The following is a 15329-nucleotide window of genomic DNA, read 5'->3' as shown; positions in this document are numbered from 1 at the left end:
CCAACGACGATGAGTTCTGGCGGCCGAGGAGGTCTCATCCGGCATGACGACACGCACCCTCTCCACCGACGGCGCCCAGCTCTTCTTCGACGTGTCCGGTCCGCTGCCCCCCGCCGGCGGCCGCCCGCCGCTGCTGCTGGTCGGCCAGCCCATGGACGCCAGCGGCTTCCAGGCCCTGGTCGCCCAGCTGCCCGACCGGACGACCGTCACCTACGACCCGCGCGGCCTCGGCCGCAGCACCCGCAGCGACGGCCGCACCGACCACGTGCCCGAGATCCAGGCCGCGGACCTGCACGCGGTCGTCGAGGCCCTCGGCGGCGGCCCGGTCGACGTCTTCGCCAGCAGCGGCGGCGCCGTGACGGCGCTGGCCCTGGTGGCCGCCCACCCCGGCGACGTCCGCACGCTGGTGGCCCACGAACCGCCGCTGCTGGAGCTGCTGCCCGACGCGGCCGCCGCGGTCCGTGCCTTCGAGGGGGTTCGCGCGGCCTACGCCGCCTCCGGCTCCGGAGCGGGGATGGCCGCCTTCATCGCCATGACGTCCTGGCGGGGGCCCTTCACCGAGGAGTTCTTCGCCCAGCCGCCGGCCGACCCCGCCACCTTCGGCCTGCCCACCGAGGACGACGGCCGCCGCGACGACCCGCTGCTGTCGGACCGCTCCGACGCCGTGGTCCGCTTCCGGCCCGACGTGGCCGCGCTGGCGCAGGCGCCGACCCGGGTGGTGGTGGCCGTCGGCGAGGAGTCGCGCGACGTCCTCACCGGCCGGACCGCGGTGGCCACCGCCGAGCTGCTCGGCCAGGAGGTGACGGTCTTCCCGAGCCACCACGGCGGCTTCATGGGTGGCGAGCACGGCTACGCCGGCCAGCCCGAGGCCTTCGCGCGGCGGCTGGAGGAGGTGCTGGGCGACTGACGCGGCCGGTCAGGGGGCCGCGACCGGTGCTGGCGGCTCGGCGACCCGGTCCGCCAGCACGGCCCGGGCACCCTGCGGGGTGCGGGTCAGCAGCAGGGTCGCCGCCTCCGGGCCCGACGGCTTGAGCCGGCGGCGGAGCACGGCGGGGTCCAGGTCGAGGCCGCGCTTCTTGATCTCCAGGCGGCCGACCCGGTGCTGCTGCAGCCAGGCCCGGACCGTCTTCTCCCGCCAGGGCAGCACCTCGCGGACCCGGAAGACGTCCACGAACGAGGAGTCCGGCGGGGTCGAGGTGGTCAGGTAGGCGATCTGCGGGTCGACCAGGTGCGCGCCCAGCTGCTCGGCCAGCACGGCCACCCCACCGGCCCGGATCACCGACCCGGCCGGCTCCAGCAGGTAGGAGCCGATCGGCCCCACCGGTGCCCGCCGGGAGCGCTCCCCCGCCCCCACCCGCAGCCGGTCCCCTCCCGGGAGCAGGGTGGCGGTCCGGGTGCCGGGCTCGACCCCCGGACCGGACCACAGGCAGACCTCCACCGTGTCGCCGCGGTGGGTCACCCACTCCGCCTCGACCTCCTCGGGCAGCATCGCGTGCGGCAGCGCGGGCCCGAGCTTCACCGCCGCCGGCTCGGCCCGGCTCAGCAGCGACCGGACGAGGTCCCAGCCGGGGCTGAACTGGCTGACGTCCCAGAGCCGGCCGCGGGCGTCGCGCCGCGCCGGGTCGCAGTACGCGGCGACGCCGGGACCCAGCAGGTGGGTGACGTCCTCCGCCGCAGCCTCGACGACCTCGGCGAGCCCGGCCAGGTTGGCGCGGGCCACCGCGGCGGTGCCGGGGTCGCGCTCCACCGCCACCACCCGCAGACCCGCCCGGACGAAGGCCAGGGCGTCGGCACCGATCCCGCAGCCCAGGTCCACCACCGCCCGGGCACCGGTGGCGGCCAACCGCCGGGCCCGGTGGTCGGCGACCTCCGGCCGCGAGGCCTGCTCCAGCCCGTCCGGGGTGAGCAGCAGCCCGGCAGCGGCAGCGCCGAACTTGGCCGCGGCCCGCCGGCGCAGCGTCTCCTGCTGCAGGGCCGCCGACGACAGCTCGGCGTCGACCGAGCGGCGCAGCGTGGTCACCGCCGCGGGGCTGCTGGGGTCGCGCTGGGCGGCGGCCAGCTCGAGCGCGGAACGGCCCTCCGGCGCGGTCAGCCGCTCGACCAGGGCGGGGTCCATCAGACCAGGATGCGGCTGACCGGCAGGCCCGGGTCGGCACCCAGGTCCGGCGCCGACGGGCGTCCGCCGGCGCGGACGACCTCGGCGCCGAGGGCGGCCATCATCGCCCCGTTGTCGGTGCACAGCACCGGCCGCGGGGTGCGCAGGGTGATCCCGGCCTCGGCGGTGCGCTCGGCCAGCAGCGAGCGCAGCCGCGAGTTCGCCGCCACGCCGCCGCCGATCAGCAGGTGGTCCGCCCCGACGTGGCGGCAGGCGTCCACCGCCTTGGCGCTCAGGACGTCGCAGACCGCCTCCTGGAAGGAGGCCGTCACGTCGGCCAGCGGGATCTCGCGGCCCTCCAGCCGCGCCGTCTCCACCCACCGGGCGACCGCCGTCTTGAGCCCGGAGAAGGAGAAGTCGAAGCGGTGGCGGACCAGGTCCTTGGGGGCGGTGAGCCCGCGGGGGAAGCGGATCGCGCGCGGGTCGCCGTCGCGGGCGGCCCGGTCGATCACCGGACCTCCGGGGTAGGACAGCCCGAGCACCCGGGCCACCTTGTCGTAGGCCTCGCCGGCGGCGTCGTCGATGGTGGCGCCCAGCTCGGTGATGTCGGTGGCGATGTCGCCGACCCGCAGCAGCGAGGTGTGCCCGCCCGAGACCAGCAGCGCCACGCAGGGCGTCGGCAGCGGACCGTGGTCGAGCAGGTCGACCGCGACGTGACCGGCCAGGTGGTTCACCCCGTACAGCGGGACGCCGGTGGCCGCCGACAGCGCCTTGGCGCCCGCCAGGCCGACCACCAGGGCCCCCATCAGCCCAGGCCCGGCCGTGACGGCGATGCCGTCGAGCTCGGAGAGGTCGACGTCGGCGGTGCGGCAGGCGCGCTGGATGGTGGGCACCAGGGCCTGCAGGTGGGCGCGGCTGGCCACCTCGGGGACCACGCCGCCGAAGCGGACGTGCTCCTCGACGCTGGAGGCGACCTCGTTGGCCAGCAGGGTGGTCCCGGAGACGATGCCGACACCGGTCTCGTCGCAGGAGGACTCGATGCCCAGGACGAGAGGCTGTCCCGCTTCGCGGGAGGGGCGGGCGTCAGTCATCGTCGTCCTCCAGACGTCGGCGCATCACCACGGCGTCGCTGCCCCGGCCGTAGTAGCCCGGGCGGCGGTCGACCTCGCTGAAGCCCAGCCGGCGGTACACCGACAGCGCCGCGGCGTTGTCGGCGCGCACCTCGAGCAGCATGCGGCGGGCGCCGGCCGCCCGGCAGCCGGCCAGCGCGTGCGTCAGCAGGGCGGTGCCGATCCCCTGCCGGCGCACGGAGCTGTCCACCACCACCCGGTGCAGGTCGGCGGTGTCGCCGACGACCCGGCAGCTCACCACGCCCAGCACCTCGCCGGCGCCGCTGCGGGCGACCCACACCCGGCGGTCGTGACCGTGCAGCTCCTCGGCCCAGGCGCCCTCGCTCCACTGCTCCCGCGGGTCGAAGCTGGCCTCCTCGAGCTCCATCACGAGCTCCAGGTCGTCGGGGCGGGCACGGTCCAGCTCGGGGACGCTCACCGCTCGCCGTCCTGGGGGCGCCGGCGGGCGCGGAGCGCGGCCGGCGGGGGCGACAGCCGCGCCGTCCGCGGCGGCTCGACCAGCGTGGACTTGGGACGTCCCGGCACGGTGGCGTCGGGGCGCCGCAGGTACAGCGGCTCCAGGCCGGCGTCGGGCAGGTGGTCGGCGGAGCAGGCCATCACGCCGGCGTCGAGGACGGCGGCCAGACCCAGCCGGCGGGCCGGGTCGGGGTGCAGGGCGCTGCCCGGCCCCACCACCGGCAGGTCGGGCAGGACCTCGGCCGGGCCCACCTCCGGGCCGGCGGTGCGGCGTCCGGCGGCGTCGTGGCGGGACCAGTAGAGCTCGCGGCGGCGGGCGTCGGTGACCACCAGGAAGTCCCCGTCGAGCGGCCCCTCGGCGACGGCCTGGGTGGCCAGCACGTCCAGGCTGCAGACCCCGCGGACCGGGACGCCGAGGGCCAGACCCAGCACCTCCGCGGTGGCGAGGCCGACCCGCAGGCCGGTGAACGGGCCGGGTCCGGTGCCGACGACGATCCGGCTGACGTCGGCGAGGGTGTGACCTACCTCGGCCAGCACCGAGGTGACCAGCGGCGTGGTCTGCTCGACGTGGGCGCGGGTGTCGTCGAAGCGGCGGGAGGCGACCAGCTCCGTGCCGCGGGCGAGACCGACCGCGGCCACGGTGGAGGTGTCCAGCGCGAGGGTGAGGCTCATCGCGCCACCGCCGCGGCTCCGGCCTGCTCGGCGCGCCGGTCGGGGTCGAGCACCGCGGCCAGGTCGACACCGGCCCACCGCTCCCCCACCGGGGTGACGACCACCGTGCGGGCGTCCGTGGTGGGGTCGTCGCGGTGGACCTCGACGTCGAGGCGGTGCTCGGAGAGCTGCTCGGCGCGGCCGCGTCCCCACTCGACCAGCAGCACGCTGCCGGCGCCGCTGCTGGGCAGGTCGAGGTCGTCGAGCTCCTCGGCGGAGCCGAGCCGGTAGGCGTCCACGTGCACGAGACCGGGGCGCCCGCCCAGCGGCCGGTGGACCCGGGAGAGGACGAAGGTGGGGCTGATCACCGGGTCGGCCACCTGCAGCCCGCGTCCGATGCCCTGGGTGAGGGTGGTCTTGCCGGCACCCAGCGGGCCCTCGGCGATGATCAGGTCGCCGGCCTGCAGGACGTCGGCCAGCCGCTCCCCCAGCTGCTGCATGTCCTCGGCGGTGGGGACCCGGAGGACGACGGGCACCGCGCGGGAGAGGATCACCCCGTGGTCGCGGTGGTCGACCACCCGGTAGCCCCGGCGCAGCCACCAGTCCACCAGGGCGGGGAACTCCTCCCGCGCCAGCAGCTCGACCTCCCGGCAGCCCAGCTCGGCGGCCAGCCGGTGCGCGGCGGCCACCATCTCCCCGGCCAGACCCAGCCGCTGGAAGTCGGGGTGGACCGAGACCCGCTGCAGGGTGGCGACGCCGTCCGGTCGGGGCACCAGCAGGATGACGCCGGCGAGGCGCTCGCCGACCCACGCCGTCACGCCGCTGCCCCGACGCAGGGTCTCGCGGACGGTCTCGGCCGTCTCGCGGTCCGCGGTCGACGGCGGGTCGACCGGGGGGCGGGCGGCGAAGGCGGCGCGGATGACCTCGACGATGGCCTCGGCGTCCTCGGGGACGGCGAGCCAGAGCGAGCGCTCGGGCGCCGCAGCGCCCTCCGCCGTGGGTACGGGCTCAGCGGGTGGCACCGGCACAGTCTAGGGAATCCTCAGACGGGCCGGTGACCACCGCGGGGACGGCCACCACCCTGACGACCGCCCTGGGCGCGACCGCGACCGCGGAACTGGCCGCCGGGGCGGCGGCTGCCGCGGGCCTTGACCGGGGGCGCGATCATCCGCTCGTACTCGGCGTCCTCGATGGCGGGCCGGGACGGCTTGCGGGCCCCGGTGGCCCGGTAGACCTGCTCGTCGTCGGCCGAGACGTCCTGGGCGACGGTGGCCACCCCGGCCTGCTTGACCAGGCGGGCCACCTCGCGCCGCTGGTGCGGCAGGGAGAGGGTCACCACGGCGCCCTCACCACCGGCGCGGGCGGTGCGCCCGGCGCGGTGCAGGTAGTCCTTGGGGCCCATCGGCGGGTCGACCTGGAGCACCAGCGAGACCTCGTCGACGTGGATGCCACGGGCGGCCACGTCGGTGGCCACCAGCACCGGCACCGTCCCCTCCTTGAAGGCGGAGAGGATCCGGCTGCGGGCGCCCTGGGTGAGGCCGCCGTGCAGCGCACCGGCCATCACGCCGACCTCGCGCAGCTGGCTGGCGACCCGGTCCGCCCCGCGCTGGGTGCGGACGAACAGGACCGTGCGGCCCTCGCGGTTGGCCACCTCGGCGGTGATCGTCTGCTTCTCGTAGGGCTTCACCTGGAAGACGTGGTGGGCCATCGTGCTGACGGTGGCCTGCCCGGAGTCGACCTCGTGGGTCACCGGGTCGTCGAGGTACTCGCGCACCACGGTGTCCACGCCCCGGTCCAGGGTGGCCGAGAAGAGCAGCCGCTGACCGGTCGGCGGGACGGAGTCCAGCACCCGGCGGACGTCGGGCAGGAAGCCCAGGTCGGCCATGTGGTCGGCCTCGTCCAGCACGGTGATCTCGACCGAGCTGAGGTCGGCGGCGCCCTGGTCCATCAGGTCGATCAGCCGGCCCGGGGTGGCGACGACGACGTCGACGCCGCGGTCGAAGGCCTTGAGCTGGGGCCCGTAGGCCATACCGCCCGCCACCAGCACGACCGAGAGGCCGACGGTGGAGGCCAGCGGGGAGAGCACGTCGGCCACCTGCATGGCCAGCTCGCGGGTCGGCACCAGGACGACGCCGCGGGTGCGGCCGCGGGGTCCGTCGGCGAGGCGGCTCAGCATCGGCAGCCCGAACCCGAGCGTCTTGCCCGAGCCGGTCTGGCCCCGGCCGAGGACGTCGCGCCCGGCGAGCGCGTCGGGGATGGTGGCGGCCTGGATCGGGAACGGCGTGGTGATGCCCTGGCTGGCCAGGGCCCCGACGAGGACGCCGGGCAGGCCGAGGGCGGCGAAGCCGTTGCCCTCCTCCGCGGTGGCCAGCTCGGTGACGTCGACCGCGGCGGCCTCGGTCCAGCTCATCTGGTCCTCGGTGCCTTCGACGACCTGCTGCCACTCGGGACGCCGGTCGCCGGCCCCGGAGGCGCGCTCGGCGAACCGGTGCGGACGGGACTCGTGGCGGCGGCCGCCGTGCTGGTCGACGGGGGGACGGCTGGCGCCACGGCGGTGCTCGCGGTCGCCCGAGGGGCGGTCGTCGCGGTCGAACCGACGCGGACGGTCGTCGCGCTCGAAACGGGGACGGTCGTCACGCTCGAAGCGGGGACGCTCGTCACGGTCGAACCGACGCGGACGGTCGTCACGCTCGAAGCGCGGCCGGTCGTCGCGGTCGAACCGACGCGGACGGTCGTCGCGCTCGAAACGGGGACGGTCGTCACGCTCGAAGCGGGGACGCTCGTCACGGTCGAACCGACGCGGGCGGTCGTCACGCTCGAAGCGCGGCCGGTCGTCGCGGTCGAACCGACGCGGACGGTCGTCACGCTCGAAGCGCCGCCGGTCGTCACGTTCGAAACGGGGACGGTCGGTGCGGGCGCGGTCGTCGCGGTCGGAGCGACGGGGGGCGTCCTCGCGGTCGGAGCGACGGGGGGCCTCGTCGCGGTCGAAGCGCCGCGGGGTCTCGTCACGGCCGGGGCGGTCGGCGCCGAAGCCGGACTCGCTGCGGGGTCGTCCGCCGCTGCGCCGCGGGCCGTGGCCGCGGTCGGCGCGCTCGGCGGCCGACCAGCGCTTCTTGGCGGTGCCGTCGGCCTTGTGGCTCTTGGGTGCCTTCTTGGCGGCGGCTGCGCCGGCGGGACGTGAGGAGGTGGAACGGTTGGGCACGTGTAGCTCTCATCCGGGTCGGAGACCCTGTCGTGGGCACGCCGATCCCCGTGGCTGTGCGACGGGGGTGGGTTGGCGAACCGCGTGCGCCACGACCTCTGGGCCTACCGGAGTGGTGGCTGAGTCAGGCGCTGCACTTCCCGCACTGCGCTGCGCAGCCGGGCATGGAGAAGAGCCTACCAGCCGGGCCCCAGGAACCAGAATCGCGCTGCGCCGGTCGAGGTGCCGGGGCGGGTGGACGTCGCGTGACACCATGGGGACCGGTCCGGCACCGGGTCGTCACCCAGCGTTGGGCGACGTGACCGGAGCCGGTCCCGGAGTCGTCACCGGACGAGGATGGAGTCGTGGTTGTGCGCGTAGCGATCGTGACAGAGAGCTTCCTGCCGTCGGTCAACGGCGTGGCCCACTCGGTGATGCGGGTGCTGGAGCACCTGCGCGACACCGGCCACCAGGCCCTCGTGATCGCCCCCTCCAGCGGTGGACAGGCGCCGTCCAGCTACGCCGGCTTCCCCGTCGTGGCCGCACCCTCGGGCACCTTCCCGGGCTATCCCGACCTCCCGTTCGGGGTGACCACCAGCCTGCGGCTGGAGACGGTGCTGGCCGACTTCCAGCCCGACGTGGTGCACGCGGCGGCCCCGATCAGCATGGGCCACAAGGCCGTCACGGTGGCCCACCGGATGGGCATCCCCAGCGTGGCCGTCTACCAGACCGAGTACGCCTCCTTCGCCACGCGGTACTGGATCGGCCCGGCGCAGTCGTTCATCTGGCGGCGGGTCCGCAACACCCACTCCCTCGCCACGATGACGCTGGCCCCCTCCTCCTACACCCGGCAGGTGCTGATCAACCGCGGCATCCCGCGGGTGGGCATGTGGGGCCGCGGGGTGGACGCCGTCCGGTTCTCCCCCGGCAGGCGCGACGAGGAGCTGCGTCGCCGTCTCGCCCCCGGCGGTGAGCGGATCGTCGGCTACGTCGGCCGGCTGGCGCCGGAGAAGCAGGTCGAGGACCTGCGGGTGCTGGCCGACCTGCCCGGCACCCGGCTGGTGGTGATCGGCGACGGCCCGCGGCGCCCGGAGCTCGAGGCGGAGCTGCCCGGGGCGGTGTTCCTGGGCCAGCTGACCGGCGACGACCTGCCGCGGGCGATGGCGAGCCTGGACGTGTTCGTCCACCCGGGCGAGATGGAGACCTTCTGCCAGTCGGTGCAGGAGGCGCTGGCCAGCGGGGTGCCGGCGATCGCCCCGGCCCGCGGCGGCCCCATCGACCTGATCGACCCCAGCCACACCGGCTGGCTCTACCCGGCCGGCGACCTGGCGACGCTGCGCAGCCAGGTGCAGGACCTGGTCGGTGACGAGCGCAAGCGGCTGGCCTTCAGCCGCGCGGCGCGCGAGTCGGTGCGGGGACGGACCTGGTCGGCGGTCTGCGAGCGGCTGGTCGGCCACTACCGGGCGGCCGTCGAGGCGCACCGGCTGCAGCAGGTGGTCTGAGCCGTCCGGGCCGGCTCAGGCGGCCTCGCGACGGTTGCGCTCGACCCTGACCAGCAGGGCGTCGATCACCTCGTCGACCTGCAGGTGGTGCTCGATCAGCGCCATGTGACCGGAGTTCTCCAGCACCAGCGCGTCCGCCCCGGGCAGCAGGCCGATGATCACCTCGGTGTGCTCGATCGGGGTGATCGTGTCGTCCTGGCCGCCCACCACCGCGGTCTCGACGCCGGCCAGCACCGGGAAGGCGGCGATCTCGTCCAGCTCGGAGAACGCCGGGTAGAAGTCGGCGACCACCTGCAGCGAGGTCTCGGCCAGCATCTCGCTGACGAACTCGACGTAGGACGGTGGCACCTCGGTGCCGAAGGCGAGCTGCTTGGTGGCCACGAAGCCGAGGTCGGACCCGGCCCGCCGGCTGCGGGTGACCAGCTCCGGCACCCGGTTCAGCAGGGCCAGCGTGGGCGGCACCACCCGCGAGAACGCCCGGCCGGGGATGCCGCGGATGGGTGAGTGCTCCCCCAGGTCGGCCGGGGAGGTCGACAGCAGCACGACGCCGGCGACCAGGTCGCCGAACAGCTCGGGGTGGCGGCGAGCCAGGTTCATGACGGTCATGCCGCCCATGGAGTGCCCGATCAGCACCACGGGCCCGGTGACGCCGGTCTGCTGCAGCACGGCCAGCAGGTCGTCCCCGAGCTGGTCGATGCGGCAGCTCTTCGGGTCCGCCATCGGTGAGCGTCCGTGGCTGCGCTGGTCGTAGAGGACGAGCCGGGCCCGGCCGCGCAGGTGCTTGCGCTGGAAGTGGAAGCAGTCGAGGCTCAGCGCGTAGCCGTGGACCATCACCACGGTGAGCTCGGGGTACACCGGCCCGTCCCCGAGCGGCTGGTGGTCGGCGAGCTCGTCGACCTCGGTGTGCAGCACCAGCCCGTCGGAGGTGGTCACCGCCGGCCCGTCGGAGCGGAGGCCGAAGAAGTCCTCGGCGGGGACGTCCCGGTCGCGGGAGCCGCGGCCGACGATGCGGCGCTCGAGCTCGAGCCCGGCGGCCACCCCGCCTGCGGCGAGGGCGGTGAGTCCGGCGAACACGCCCACCGCCCGGGCCAGCCCGCCGGGCTCACGGTGCCGTCCCACCCGGAAGGGGATGGACGGCACGACGGGACGACGCGGGTGGGGAGGGTTCTGCCGGGCGGCCTGGGGGGTCCGCACGGGCGCGGGCCGGGCAGCCGGGAGCGGCCGGCCGCGGCGGCGGTCGGGCACGCCCCGGCTCACCGGGTGTCCCGTCCCTGCCCGCGACCAGGGGCGGCCGCGCCACCGGCACCGACGTGGTGCCGCGGCACCCGGGCGCCGATCCGGGCGACGATCTCGTAGCCGATGGTGCCGCACACCTGGCCCCACTCCTCGGCCGTCGGCGCGGGCGGGGCGCCGAAGAGCACCACCTCGTCGCCCACCTGCTCGGGCGCGTCGGGGCCGAGCTCGATGACGAGCTGGTCCATGCACACGCTGCCCCGCACCGGAGCGCGCCGGTCGCCGACCCAGACCTCGGCCCGGGAGCTGGCGTGGCGGGGGATCCCGTCGGCGTAGCCCAGCGGCACGAGCCCGACGCGGGTGTCGCGGTCGGCCACCCAGGTGTGGCCGTAGGAGACGCCCTGCCCCTCGGCCACGTCCTTGACGTTGACCAGCTGCGCCCGCAGCCTCATCACGGGCCGCAGCGCCACCCCGGCGGACGCGGCCACCCCGGGCGCCGGGTCGACCCCGTAGCCGGCGATCCCCACCCGCACCATCTGGTGGTGGCTGCGTGGCAGCAGCAGCGCGCCGGCGGAGTTGGCCAGGTGGTTGGTGGCCGGCTCCAGACCCTCGGCCCGGGCGATCTCGAGGGCCTCCTCGAAGGCCTGCAGCTGGGCGTCGGTGCTGGGGTGGTCGGGGTCCTCGGCGGCCGCCAGGTGTGACCAGACGCCGACGACCTCGAGCGCGCCGAAGCGCTCGGCCTCGGCGGCGGCGCCCACCAGGGCGGGCCACTCCTCCAGCGGGCTGCCGTTGCGGTGCAGACCGGTGTCGACCTTGAGGTGCACCCGGGCGGACCGCTCGCAGGTCGCGGCCGCGGCCACCAGGTCGCTGACCTGCTCGACCGAGGAGGCGGAGACGTCGACGTCCGCGGCGACCAGCGACGTCAGGTCCTCATCGGGGCCGTACAGCCAGCACAGCAGCCGCCCGGTGTCCCCGGACTCGCGCAGCGCGAGGGCCTCGCCCGGGGTGGCGACGCCGAGCCACGGGACGCCGGCCTCGCGGGCCGCCCGGGCGCAGGGCACCAGCCCGTGGCCGTAGGCGTCGGCCTTCACCACGGCCAGCAGCTCGGCCGGGGCGACGTGGGCGGCGAGCTGGCGCAGGTTGTGCTGGTAGGCCTCGAGGTCGATCTCGGCGGAGGCGGTGGCGGGGTGGATGAGCCCCGCCGCCGGACCTGGGGAGACGTTCACGGGCCCCATTGTGCCCCGACCTCGGCGGTGCCGGCCCGGCGCCGCGTCGCCCCCGGCGCCGAGGTGAGCCCGGCCACCAGCTCGGGCAGGCGCTCGGCCAGGGTCTGCGGCGGCTGCGGGCCCGGGTGACGGGCGGCCGCCAGGGCCTGCAGGGACGCTCCGGCGGCGGCCGCGTCGCCGGCGGGCAGGCCGCCGGCCAGCAGCGACCCGCAGATCCCGGCGAGGACGTCGCCGGAGCCGGCCTGCCCGGTCCACGCGGGACCCGGCAGGGCGACGTCGACGACGTCGACGCCCGGCCGGACCACGTACTGGCTGGCCCCCTTGAGCAGGACGGTCGCCCCGTACCGGGTCGCCGCCTCCCGCGCGGCGCCGAGGGGGTCGGTCTCGACGTCGTCGCGGTCGCGGTCGAGCAGCCGGGCCAGCTCGCCGGCGTGCGGGGTGAGCAGCAGCCGGTCCGGGGCGGGCCGCGGCGTCGGGTCCTCGACCAGCGCCGGCAGGGCCGCGAGCGCGTCGGCGTCCAGCAGCAGGGCGGACCCCTCGTCGTGGGTGCGGGCGAAGGCCTCGCGCAGCCGGCGTGGTCCGTCCTCGTCGGCACCCCAGCCGGAGCCCAGGACGAGGGCCTGCACCCGACCGGCGGCGGTCACCACGTTCGGCAGGCGCGCGGTGACCGTCTCGGCGGCCGAGCCGAGGTAGCGGACCATGCCCACGCCGGTGTGCACGGCGCCGAGGACCCCCAGCAGGGCCGCGCCGGGGTACTGCGCCGAGCCGGTGTCGAGACCGACCACCCCACGGCTGTACTTGTGGTCGGTGGGGCCGGGGACGGGCAGGGCGGCGGCCAGGTCGGCCACCTCCCAGCCGCGGAGGTCGGGCTCGGGGAGGCGCAGCCCGATGTCGGCCACCTCGACGCGTCCGCAGCGCGACGCCGCCGGCTGCTGCAGGTGGACCAGCCGCCGGGTGCCGAAGGTGACGGTGCGGGTGGCGGTGAAGGACTCGTGCACCGCCCCGCTGTCGGCCACCAGCCCGGAGGGCAGGTCGACCGCGAGCACGCGGGCACCGGTCCGGGCGCAGACCTCGGCCAGCCGTGACGCCGTCCCCGTCAGCCCGCCGCGTCCGCCGATGCCGAGCGCCCCGTCGAGCACCAGGTCGACCCGGCCCGCCTGCAGCAGGGCCTCGGCCTCGCCGAGCTCGACCGTGCGGCCGCCGGCCGCCAGCAGGGCGTGGGCCCCACCCCGGTGGAGCCCTTGGCTGCTGGTGGCGCAGGCACGGACCGCGACCCCGCGGCGGAGCAGCCGCGCTCCGGCGTGCAGGGCGTCCCCGCCGTTGCCCCCGGAGTTGGCCAGCACCAGCACCGACCGGCCGTAGCCGCCGCCCAGCTCGTCGAGCACGGCGGTGGCCAGCGCCGCGGCGGCGCGCTGCATGAGCTCCCCGGCCGGGCGACCGGACGCCTCCAGCGCCGCCATCTCGCTCTCCTCCGCGGCACGGATGTGGTCGACGCGGTGGGCTACCAGCACAGGTCCTCCCGGTCCGGGCTCGGTGGTGGGTGGGTCAAGCCTCGCAGACGACCATGGCGATGGCGTGGCCGGCGTCGTGGGACAGCGACAGGTGCACCCGGGTCACGCCGAGGGACTCGGCCCGGGCGAGCACGGTCCCCCGCATGACCAGCGAGGGTGCACCGCTGGCCGAGGTGACGACCTCGGCGTCGTGCCAGGCCAGCCCACCGGGTGAGGTGAGCGCCTTGGCCAGCGCCTCCTTGGCCGCGAACCGGGCGGCCCGCGAGGCCAGCGAGGTCGCCGCCTCGGCCGGGGTCAGGCACCGCCGGGTCAGACCTGGGTGCCGTCGTTCCGCTGCCTCGAACCGTGCGATCTCGCACAGGTCGACGCCGACCCCGACGATCACTCGACGGTGACCGACTTGGCCAGGTTGCGCGGCTGGTCCACGTCGTGGCCCTTGAGGGTGGCCAGCTCGCAGGCGAAGAGCTGCAGCGGGACGATGGCCAGCATGGGCTGCAGCAGGGTGGACACCTTGGGCAGCTTGATCAGCACGTCGGCGAAGGGCTCGACCTCGGGGTCGTCGGCCTCGGCGAGCACGATGGTGCGGGCGCCGCGGGCGCGGACCTCCTGGATGTTGGAGACGACCTTGTCGTGGAGCATGTCCCGGCCCTGCGGCGGCACCACGACGAACACGGGCAGGCCGTCCTCGATCAGCGCGATGGGGCCGTGCTTGAGCTCGCCCGCGGCGAACCCCTCGGCGTGGATGTAGGCCAGCTCCTTGAGCTTGAGCGCCCCCTCGAGGGCGATCGGGTAGCCGACGTGGCGGCCCAGGAACAGCACGGACGGCCGGTCGACCAGCTCCTGGGCCAGGTCGAGGGCCTGCTGCTGGCCGTCGAGGACGTGCTGGATCTTCTCCGGCAGCGCCTCCAGCTCGGCCAGCACCGCGGCGATCTCGTCGCCGAACTTGGTCTGGTGGACCTGGGCCAGGTAGAGGCCCAGCAGGTAGCAGGCCACCACCTGGGTGAGGAAGCCCTTGGTCGAGGCCACCCCGATCTCGGGGCCGGCGTGGGTGTAGATGACCGCGTCGGACTCGCGCGGGATGGTGGAGCCGTTGGTGTTGCAGATGGCCAGCACCCGGGCCCGCTGCTCCTTGGCGTGGCGGATGGCCATCAGCGTGTCGGCGGTCTCCCCGGACTGGCTGATGGCGACCACCAGCGTGGAGGGTCCGACGATGGGGTCGCGGTAGCGGAACTCGCTGGCCAGCTCGACCTCGCACGGGATGCGGGTCCAGTGCTCGATCGCGTACTTGGCCACCAGCCCGGCGTAGGAGGCCGTGCCGCAGGCGATGATGACGATCTTGTCGACGCGGCGCAGCTCGTCGGGGCTGATGCGGATCTCGTCGAGCTTGAGCGCGCCGTCGAGGGTGAGCCGGTCCAGCAGGGTGTCGGCCACCGCCTTCGGCTGCTCGAAGATCTCCTTGCGCATGAACCAGTCGTGGCCGCCCTTCTCCGCGGCCGACAGGTCCCACTCGACGCGGTACGGCGTGGTCTCGGCGGGGCGGGCCTGGAAGTCGGTCACCTCGACGGAGTCGGCGGTCATCACCACGACCTGGTCCTGGCCGAGCTCGACCGCGTCCCGGGTGTGCTCGATGAACGCGGCGACGTCGGAGGCGACGAAGTTCTCGCCGTCGCCGAGGCCGACCACCAGCGGCGAGTTCCGCCGGGCCGCCACCACGGTGCCGGGGTGCTCGGCGTCCACGGCCACGAGGGTGAACGCGCCGTGCAGCCGCTGGCACACCGTCCGCATCGCCTGAGCCAGCTCCGACCCCGACTCGAGCTCCCGACCGAGCAGGTGAGCCACCACCTCGGTGTCGGTCTGCGACGTCATCGTGATCCCGGAGCTCTGGAGCTCACGACGCAGCGCGACGAAGTTCTCGATGATGCCGTTGTGGATGACCGCCACGCGACCGCTGTCGCTGCGGTGGGGGTGGGCGTTGACGTCGGTCGGGGCCCCGTGCGTGGCCCAGCGGGTGTGCCCGATGGCCGTGCCGCTGTCGGGCAGCGGCGACGACTCGATCTCCCGCTCCAGGTTGGCCAGCTTGCCGGCCTTCTTGGCCACGGCCAGGCCCCCCTCGGCGGGCACCGCCACGCCGGCGGAGTCGTACCCGCGGTACTCCAGCCGCTTCAGCCCGTGCAGCACGACCTTCGTCGCCGGCTGGGGACCGACGTAGCCCACGATTCCACACATGGGCCCCACCCTAAGCGCCCGACGGCCGCTGCACCGCGTCGTGGGCAGGACCCGCCCCCGCGGTGTCGTGCACGCGCGCCGGCGCACGTCGCGGACCACGGCGAAAAGGCCCTGGAAA

General features: G+C 75.6%; 14 protein-coding genes. 3 read left to right on the top strand and 11 right to left on the bottom strand.

From position 1 onward, the window contains the following. Positions 1-43 precede the first annotated feature (43 nt). Complete coding sequence (locus GC722_RS10025; protein WP_156609932.1) at positions 44-907, top strand: alpha/beta fold hydrolase; 864 nt, start codon at positions 44-46, stop codon at positions 905-907. A gap of 9 nt (positions 908-916) precedes the next feature. Here GC722_RS10025 and GC722_RS10020 read toward each other — a convergent pair whose 3' ends face one another. From GC722_RS10020 to GC722_RS09995, 6 genes are read right to left on the bottom strand one after another with little or no spacing between them, the layout of a single operon-like run. Beyond that, positions 917-2116 (bottom strand): class I SAM-dependent methyltransferase, encoded by a 1200-nt coding sequence (locus tag GC722_RS10020; RefSeq protein ID WP_156609931.1) that lies wholly within the window; start codon positions 2114-2116, stop codon positions 917-919. Further along, complete coding sequence (tsaD, locus tag GC722_RS10015; RefSeq protein ID WP_156609930.1) at positions 2116-3186, bottom strand: tRNA (adenosine(37)-N6)-threonylcarbamoyltransferase complex transferase subunit TsaD; 1071 nt, start codon at positions 3184-3186, stop codon at positions 2116-2118. Before tsaD ends, GC722_RS10020 begins: the two co-directional genes overlap by 1 nt. Then, entirely contained in the window at positions 3179-3643 is a 465-nt protein-coding gene (rimI, locus tag GC722_RS10010; RefSeq protein ID WP_156609929.1) for a ribosomal protein S18-alanine N-acetyltransferase, read from the bottom strand. Before rimI ends, tsaD begins: the two co-directional genes overlap by 8 nt. Continuing rightward, positions 3640-4353, bottom strand: a complete 714-nt coding sequence (gene tsaB / locus GC722_RS10005; RefSeq protein WP_156609928.1) for a tRNA (adenosine(37)-N6)-threonylcarbamoyltransferase complex dimerization subunit type 1 TsaB — start codon at positions 4351-4353, stop codon at positions 3640-3642. Before tsaB ends, rimI begins: the two co-directional genes overlap by 4 nt. After that, positions 4350-5354 carry a tRNA (adenosine(37)-N6)-threonylcarbamoyltransferase complex ATPase subunit type 1 TsaE gene (tsaE, locus tag GC722_RS19240; RefSeq protein WP_331714650.1) on the bottom strand — a complete coding sequence of 335 codons (1005 nt, stop codon included), beginning with the start codon at positions 5352-5354 and terminating at the stop codon, positions 4350-4352. The genes tsaB and tsaE overlap by 4 nt, the downstream gene beginning before the upstream one ends. A gap of 20 nt (positions 5355-5374) precedes the next feature. Beyond that, positions 5375-6742 carry a DEAD/DEAH box helicase gene (locus GC722_RS09995; protein WP_231747707.1) on the bottom strand — a complete coding sequence of 456 codons (1368 nt, stop codon included), beginning with the start codon at positions 6740-6742 and terminating at the stop codon, positions 5375-5377. A 93-nt stretch (positions 6743-6835) separates the two neighbouring features. Here GC722_RS09995 and GC722_RS18310 point away from each other — a divergent pair, with 93 nt between their 5' ends. Next, positions 6836-7513 carry a hypothetical protein gene (locus GC722_RS18310; protein ID WP_231747706.1) on the top strand — a complete coding sequence of 226 codons (678 nt, stop codon included), beginning with the start codon at positions 6836-6838 and terminating at the stop codon, positions 7511-7513. Positions 7514-7884: 371 nt separating this feature from the next. Further along, positions 7885-9015, top strand: a complete 1131-nt coding sequence (locus GC722_RS09990; protein ID WP_331714696.1) for a glycosyltransferase family 4 protein — start codon at positions 7885-7887, stop codon at positions 9013-9015. Between the two features lie 15 nt (positions 9016-9030). Here the strand turns inward: GC722_RS09990 and GC722_RS09985 are convergent, their stop codons facing one another. The 5 genes from GC722_RS09985 to glmS form a co-directional block, all read right to left on the bottom strand. After that, positions 9031-10155: an alpha/beta fold hydrolase gene (locus GC722_RS09985; protein ID WP_331714649.1), complete on the bottom strand. Its 1125-nt coding sequence runs from the start codon at positions 10153-10155 to the stop codon at positions 9031-9033. A 113-nt stretch (positions 10156-10268) separates the two neighbouring features. Continuing rightward, positions 10269-11474, bottom strand: a complete 1206-nt coding sequence (alr, locus tag GC722_RS09980; protein ID WP_331714648.1) for an alanine racemase — start codon at positions 11472-11474, stop codon at positions 10269-10271. Continuing rightward, positions 11471-12985 carry an NAD(P)H-hydrate dehydratase gene (locus GC722_RS09975; protein WP_331714647.1) on the bottom strand — a complete coding sequence of 505 codons (1515 nt, stop codon included), beginning with the start codon at positions 12983-12985 and terminating at the stop codon, positions 11471-11473. Before GC722_RS09975 ends, alr begins: the two co-directional genes overlap by 4 nt. Positions 12986-13019: 34 nt before the next feature. Then, complete coding sequence (locus GC722_RS09970; RefSeq protein ID WP_331714646.1) at positions 13020-13370, bottom strand: holo-ACP synthase; 351 nt, start codon at positions 13368-13370, stop codon at positions 13020-13022. Then, positions 13367-15211, bottom strand: coding sequence for a glutamine--fructose-6-phosphate transaminase (isomerizing) (glmS, locus tag GC722_RS09965; RefSeq protein WP_156609926.1), 1845 nt, complete (start codon positions 15209-15211; stop codon positions 13367-13369). The genes GC722_RS09970 and glmS overlap by 4 nt, the downstream gene beginning before the upstream one ends. Positions 15212-15329 lie beyond the last annotated feature (118 nt).

It is taken from the genome of Auraticoccus cholistanensis (genome assembly GCF_009742705.1).
Classification (GTDB): Bacteria; Actinomycetota; Actinomycetes; order Propionibacteriales; family Propionibacteriaceae; genus Auraticoccus; species Auraticoccus cholistanensis.
Note: the sequence above shows the minus strand (reverse complement) of the source record. Positions and strands in the feature narration are given on the sequence as shown.